The sequence below is a fragment of the Rhizobacter sp. P3_C12 genome, assembly GCF_056402735.1.
Genome location: NZ_JBFUGW010000315.1, coordinates 1 through 6,621, shown reverse-complemented (window position 1 = coordinate 6,621; position 6,621 = coordinate 1). Strand labels below are relative to the sequence as shown.

At 70.0% G+C, this 6,621-nt stretch carries 7 protein-coding genes; 3 read left to right on the top strand and 4 right to left on the bottom strand.

Going from position 1 to position 6,621, the window contains the following annotated elements:
- A partial coding sequence (locus AC1DXV_RS29645) for a DUF4147 domain-containing protein (RefSeq protein WP_477937018.1) occupies positions 1-237 on the bottom strand: 237 nt, incomplete at its 3' end.
- A gap of 20 nt (positions 238-257) precedes the next feature.
- Here AC1DXV_RS29645 and AC1DXV_RS29640 point away from each other — a divergent pair.
- The gene (locus tag AC1DXV_RS29640) at positions 258-1,172 is read left to right on the top strand and encodes a glutaminase (RefSeq protein ID WP_477865543.1); all 915 of its coding nucleotides are present in this window, start codon (positions 258-260) and stop codon (positions 1,170-1,172) included.
- A gap of 4 nt (positions 1,173-1,176) precedes the next feature.
- On the opposite strand, the gene AC1DXV_RS29635 is transcribed toward AC1DXV_RS29640, so the two are convergent.
- The 3 genes from AC1DXV_RS29635 to ppc all read right to left on the bottom strand — a co-directional run bounded on the left by AC1DXV_RS29635 (position 1,177) and on the right by ppc (position 5,112).
- A complete protein-coding gene (locus tag AC1DXV_RS29635) occupies positions 1,177-1,626 on the bottom strand; it encodes a hypothetical protein (RefSeq protein WP_477865537.1) in 450 nt (149 codons plus the stop codon).
- The gene (locus AC1DXV_RS29630) at positions 1,613-2,161 is read right to left on the bottom strand and encodes a hypothetical protein (RefSeq protein WP_073463427.1); all 549 of its coding nucleotides are present in this window, start codon (positions 2,159-2,161) and stop codon (positions 1,613-1,615) included. The genes AC1DXV_RS29635 and AC1DXV_RS29630 overlap by 14 nt, the downstream gene beginning before the upstream one ends.
- 95 nt (positions 2,162-2,256) lie before the next feature.
- The gene (gene ppc / locus AC1DXV_RS29625; RefSeq protein WP_477865536.1) at positions 2,257-5,112 is read right to left on the bottom strand and encodes a phosphoenolpyruvate carboxylase; all 2,856 of its coding nucleotides are present in this window, start codon (positions 5,110-5,112) and stop codon (positions 2,257-2,259) included.
- A 118-nt stretch (positions 5,113-5,230) separates the two neighbouring features.
- On the opposite strand from ppc, the gene hemC reads away from it, so the two are divergent.
- The gene (gene hemC, locus AC1DXV_RS29620) at positions 5,231-6,169 is read left to right on the top strand and encodes a hydroxymethylbilane synthase (RefSeq protein ID WP_477937016.1); all 939 of its coding nucleotides are present in this window, start codon (positions 5,231-5,233) and stop codon (positions 6,167-6,169) included.
- A partial coding sequence (locus tag AC1DXV_RS29615) for a uroporphyrinogen-III synthase (protein ID WP_477937020.1) occupies positions 6,147-6,621 on the top strand: 475 nt, incomplete at its 3' end. The genes hemC and AC1DXV_RS29615, both read left to right, overlap by 23 nt.

Genomic DNA, 6,621 nt, shown 5'->3' with positions numbered 1-6,621 from the left:
GTGGTCGTAGCGCGTCACCACCAGCCCCGACAGCGGCGCATCGGCGGGCCACAGCGCATCCAGCGCCTGGGCCATCGCGCCGCCCGCCTTGCCGGCCCCCAGCACGAGCGTGCGCCCGCGCGGCGGCGGCGGCAGGAAGGCGCCCAGCGCCTGCGCCGGCAGGGCCCGCGCGACCGCGGCGTCGTACAGCGCGCGAAGAAATCCCCGGGGATCGGTGTGCGGCGAGGGTGCAGTCATGGCCCAATTATCGGATGGCCATCGACATGCAGGCGGTGCTCGACCGCATCCACGACGAAGCGCAACCGCTGCTCGAGCAGGGCGAGGTGGCGCGCTACATCCCCGAACTCGCCAAGGTGCCGAAGCAGCGCTTCGGCATGGCGGTCAGCATGCTCGACGGGCGGCTCTACACCGTCGGCGATGCGCGCGAGGATTTCTCGATCCAGTCGGTCTCGAAGCTGTTCTCGCTGACGCTCGCGTTCCAGCTGGTCGGCGACGCGCTGTGGGAGCGGGTCGGCCGCGAGCCGTCGGGCACCGCGTTCAACTCGCTGGTGCAACTGGAGACCGAGCAGGGCAAGCCGCGCAACCCGTTCCTGAACGCCGGCGCGCTGGTCGTGACCGACGTGCTGAGCACCCGTTTCGTGCAGCCCGAGATGGCGCTGGTGGAGTTCGTGCGGCGCCTGTCGGGCAACCCGGCGCTGCAGTACGACGATGCGGTGGCGCGCTCGGAGCTGGCCACCGGCTCGCGCAACCGCGCGATGGGGCACTTCATGCACAGCTTCGGCAACCTGAAGAACCCGGTCGACGCGGTGATCGAGGCCTACTGCCGGCACTGCGCGATCCGCATGAACTGCGTCGACCTGGCACGTGCGGTGGGCTTTCTCGCGAACGGCGGCGTGAGCCCGGTCAACGGCGAGCGGGTGCTGGACGCGAGTTCGGCGAAGCGGCTGTCGGCGCTGATGCTGACCTGCGGCACCTACGATGCGGCGGGCGATTTCGCGTACCGCGTCGGCATCCCGGCCAAGAGCGGTGTCGGCGGCGGCATCGTCGCGCACATCCCGCGCACGCTGGGCGTGTGCGTCTGGTCGCCGGGGCTGGAGCACACCGGGAACTCGCTCGCGGGCAGCTTCGCGCTGGAGCGGTTCACGTCGCTGATCGGGCAGTCGCTGTTCTGAAGCTTTACCTGCTCAAGGACCTCAGGCGATCCATGGCGAGTCCTGCCACGGCGCTCACCAGCCGAATCGTGATGCCGTCGCCCAATGCCACGGGCACGGCGGTCTGTACGGCATACGGATACCAGCGGTTGGAGAAACCCAGCACCTCAGGCTGCACAGGCATCAGGTCGAAGAGCAGCCCGGACGCCTTGTGCACCCAGCGGCAAATCACATCGCTGCTGGCGTCTCGCGCGAATCCAAGCTGCGCCACCTGTTCCTCGATGCGATAAAACGTGGATCGGTTGGCGTTCACCACGGCGTCCACGTCGCGGGTCGCACGCACGCTGTCGGCCAGTGGATCGGTCACCAGCAGACCGGCCACGGCACCACCGACAAACACCACTTGCTCGCGCAGTTCGCACAGTGCTTCGGCGATGCGGCGCAGATGAGGAAGATTGGGGTCATCGACTCGCATCGATAGCTCCCGAATCGAACTGCATCAGTTCGGTTTCCATCAATTTGGCGGCCAGCAAACGCTCGCGTGCACGCCCTGTGCGCAAGGCATCCAGCAGGGCGAGCAGGCGATGCAAGGCGGGGTCGGCGAGGGCCGCCTGCGGTGCCGTTCGATAGAGAGGTGACAGTGTGGGACCTTTGGCGCTGCCGGTGGGGTGTGCCCATACCGGGGCCTCGCTCTGGGCAGCCGTCAGCATGCTGGCCAAGGGCTCGACACCGAAAGCCGTCGGCACGCCGCGCTTGACCGGCCCGGGTGTGGTCGGCCAGATGTAGCGCACGCCGTGCAGCATGAACTCCAGCAAGCTGGGTCGCACCGGCGACCACTCGCCACGCCCTGGCGCCACTGCGAGGCCGGACGCCACGGCGCGTTTCACGCTCGCATGCGTTTCCGAGGCGCTCATGGCCAACGCCTCGCCAAGCGCGGCATAGGTCCAACGCTGCGGCGGGTGCGCCGCTGCCTTCAACAGCACCAGCAGATCTTGCGGTTTGAGTTCCATCGTCCGGCCATATTCGCTATTCGCGAATTGCGAATATCGCCGATGAGGTCATGTCCTGGCAAGCCCTGGCTGCTGCTGTTCATGCAGCAGCAAATTCAGCCGGTGTTCCTCAACCCCGCCGCCACCCCATTGATCGAGATGTGGATCCCGCGCTGCACCCGCTCATTCGCCGGATCGCCCTCGCGGCGCTGCCGGTAGCGCCGCATCAGCTCGACCTGCAGGTGGTTCAGCGGGTCGAGGTACGGGAAGCGGTGCTCGATCGAGCGCGCGAGAGACGGGTTCGACGCGAGCCGATGCTTCTCGCCGGTGACCAGCGACACCGCGTCGCTGGTGCGCTGCCACTCGGCCTGGATCAGCCCGAAGATCTTCTTGCCCAGCTTCTTGTCCTCGACCAGGTCGACATAGCGCGCCGCGATGCCCAGGTCGCTCTTGGCCAGCACCATGTCCAGGTTCGACAGCAGCGTGCGGAAGAACGGCCACTGCTTGTGCATGCGCTGCAGCAGCACCAGTCGCTCCTTGCGCTGCGCCGGCTGCTTGCCGAGGAAGTGCTCGATCGCCGAGCCGAAGCCGCACCAGCCCGGCAGCGCGACGCGGCACTGGCCCCAGCTGAAGCTCCACGGGATCGCGCGCAGGTCCTCGATCGCGCGCGTGGCCTTGCGCGAAGCCGGGCGCGAGCCGATGTTCAACTCGGCGATCTCGCGGATCGGCGTGGCCGAGAAGAAGTAGTCGGTGAAGCCCGGGGTCTCGTAGACCAGCTTGCGATAGGCCGCCATGCTGGCCTCGCTGATCGCCGCGGCGGCGTCCAGGAAGCTCTTCGGCGCGCTCTTGGTCGGGTGCAGCAGCGTCGCCTCGAGCGTCGCGGCCACCAGCGTTTCGAGGTTGCGCCGCCCGATCTCCGGGTGCGCGTACTTCGACGAGATCACCTCGCCCTGTTCGGTCAGCCGGATCTGGCCGTTCACCGTGCCCGGCGGCTGCGCCAGGATCGCCTGGTAGCTCGGGCCGCCGCCCCGCCCGACGGTGCCGCCGCGGCCGTGGAACAGGCGCAGCGTGATGCCGTGCTGCTCGCCCAGCCTGCCGAACAGCTCGACCAGCGCGATCTCGGTGCGGTACAGCTCCCAGTTGCTGGTGAACGAGCCGCCGTCCTTGTTGCTGTCGCTGTAGCCGAGCATCACGTCCTGCTCGCGGCCGGAACGCTTGATCAGGTCGGCCACGCCCGGCAGCGCGTAGTAGTCGCGCATGATCGGCTCGGCGTTGCGCAGGTCGCCGATGGTCTCGAACAGCGGCGAGACGATCAGCTGGCACACGGCGGCATCGTCCAGCGTGCCGTGCATCAGCCCGGTCTCCTTCTGCAGCAGCAGCACCTCCAGCAGGTCGCTGACGTCTTCGGTGTGCGAAATGATGTAGTGGCGCAGTGCCTCGCGGCCGTAGCGGTCGAGCATCTTCAGCGCCGCCTCGAAGATCGCCAGTTCGCCGACGCTGTGTTCCGAGTACGCCGCGCCATGCACGCGCAGCGGACGCGCGTCGTTCAGCAGCTTCATCAGCAGCGTGCGGCGCGCCGGCTCGTCGAGCGCGCTGTAGTCGGCTTCGATCTTCGCCGTCTTCAGCAGCTCGGCGACCACCGCCTCGTGCTTGTCCGAACTCTGGCGCAGGTCGACGGTGGCCAGGTGGAAGCCGAACACCTGCACCGCGCGCATCAGCGGGCGCAGGCGCGGCGCGATCAGCGCATCGGCATGGTGCGAGCGCAGCGAGGTCTCGATCACCTTCAGGTCGGCCCCGAAATCGTCGCTGCGGCGGTACGGATCCTGCGGCGCCACCGCATGGCGCAGCGCCTCGGTGCCGGTGAAGGCCTGCAGCGTCGCGGCGAGCCGCGCGTACATGCCGATCAGTGCGCGGCGGTAGGGCTCGTCCTCGCGGTGCGCGTTGTGGTCGGGCGAGCGCTCGGCCAGCGCCTGCATCTCGGGCGTCACCGGCGCGAGCGTGGCCGAGATCGACAGCTCCGCCCCCAGCTCGTGCACCTCGGTCAGGTAGAAGCGCAGCACCGTCTCGCTCTGCCGGCGCAGCGCCATCTGCAGCGTCTCGGCGCTGACGTTCGGGTTGCCGTCGCGGTCGCCGCCGATCCAGTTGCCCATGCGGAAGAACGGCGCGATCGGGTGGCCGGGCAGCGCCTCCTCGATCTCCTGGTACAGCTTGGGGATCTGGCGCAGGAAGGTCGACTGGTAGTAGCTGAGCGCGTTCTCGATCTCGTCGGCCACCGTCAGCTTGGTGTAGCGCAGCATGCGCGTCTGCCACAGCTGCGTGACGCGGGCGCGCAGCAGCGCCTCGTTGCCGGCCAGCGCGCGTGCGCCGTGCAGCTCGTCGCGCTGGCCCACCAGCTCGGCGATGGCCCGCTCGGCGTCGAGGATGCTCTTGCGCTGCACCTCGGTGGGGTGGGCCGTCAGCACCGGCGAGATGAAGGCGCGCTGCAGCACGCCGGCGATGTCGGCGGCGCGCACGTCGGCCTCGGCCAGGCGCTCGAAGCTCATCGCGAGCGAGCCTTCCTGCAGGTGGCCCTGGCGCTCGTGGTGCTCGCGCCGGCGCACGTGGTGGCGGTCCTCGGCGATGTTGGCCAGGTGCGAGAAGTAGCTGAAGGCGCGGATCACGCTGACCGTCTGGTCGCCGCTCAGGCTCTTCAGCAGGCGGTCGAAGGTCTTGCCGGCCTGCGCGTCGCGCTTCAGGCGGTACGCCACCGACAGCTGGCGGATGCGCTCGATCAAATCGAACGCGCCCTGGCCCTCCTGCTCGCGGATCACGTCGCCGAGGATGCGGCCGAGCAGGCGGATGTCGTCGACCAGCGGGCGGTTCTTGTCGGCAGCCTCGGCAGCGCTGCTGCGGCCCGGCTTGGACGAGGCCTTGCGGGCAGCGTTGCGGACGGGGGAGACGTGGGACTTGGGGGCAGGTGTGGCACGTGGCATCTTTGTCCTCAGGGCCTCGTCGAGGCTGTAACTTGGTTACGAAGCGCGATGGTATCAGCGCGGCAACGGGGATCAGTCATATCGTTCAGGCAAGAGATGGGCCTGATAGCATTTGCCGATGTCTTCGCTGCCCGAACCCCTCGTCATCGCCACCCGCGAAAGCCGCCTCGCCCTGTGGCAGGCCGAACACGTGCGCGACCTGCTGCAACAACGTTTCGGCCTGCGCGTCGAACTGCTGGGCATGACGACCCGCGGCGACCAGATCCTCGACCGCACGCTGTCGAAGGTCGGCGGCAAGGGCCTGTTCGTCAAGGAGCTGGAAGCCGCGCTCGAAGACGGCCGCGCGCACCTCGCGGTGCATTCGCTGAAAGACGTCCCGATGGACCTGCCGGCGGGCTTCGAGCTGGCCGCGGTGCTGGAGCGCGAGGATCCGCGCGACGCCTTCGTCTCGAACCACCATGCGACGCTCGATGCATTGCCGCAGGGTGCCTGCGTCGGCACCTCGAGCCTGCGCCGCGTCGCGCAGGTGCTGGCGCGGCGGCCCGACCTGCGCATCGAGCCGCTGCGCGGCAACCTCGACACGCGGCTGCGCAAGCTCGACGACGGCCAGTACGACGCGATCGTGCTGGCCGCCGCCGGCCTGAAGCGGCTCGGCCTCGCGCAGCGCATCCGCGCGCTGTTCGCGGTCGACGAGATGATCCCGGCGGCCGGGCAGGGCGCGCTCGGCATCGAGATCCGCAGCGACCAGCCGGCGCTGCGCGAGGCGCTGGCGCAGCTGGCCGACCGGCCCACGTGGTGGGTCGCCGAGGCGGAGCGCGCGGTGTCGCGCTCGCTGGGCGGCAGCTGCAGCATGCCGCTGGCGGCGCATGCCGTGTGGGACGGCGCGATGCTGCGCCTCACCGCGGCGCTCGGCCATGTCGACGACCCGACGCGCCCGCTGCTGCACACGACCTCGGCGGCGGCCGTCGCCGACGCTCGCGCCGCCCGCAGCCTGGGCGAGCTGGCTGCGGCGCAACTGAGGTCCGCGGGTGCCGATGCCTACCTCGGAGCCGGCTGACGCCGCTGCGTCGCTGCGCGTGCTGGTCACGCGGCCTGCGGCCCAGGCGCGCGAGTGGGTCGACGGGTTGCGCGCGGCCGGGCTCGATGCCCAGGCCTTGCCGCTGATCGACATCCGGCCGGTCGACGACCCCGCCGAGCTGCACGCCGCGTGGCACGGGCTCGGCAGCGTCGGCCTCGTGATGTTCGTGAGCCCGAATGCGGCCGAGCAGTTCTTCGCGCAGCGCCCGCCCGGGGCCGCCTGGCCGGCGGCGCTGCAGGCGGCCTCGCCGGGGCCGGGCACGACGCGCGTGCTGCGCGCGCTGGGCGTGGCGGAGATCGTCGAGCCGGCGGCCGATGCGGCGCAGTTCGATTCCGAGGCGCTGTGGATGCAGCTGCGCACGCAGGCCTGGGCGGGCCGCCGCGTGCTGGTGGTGCGCGGCACCAGCGGGCGCGACTGGCTCGCCGAGCGCC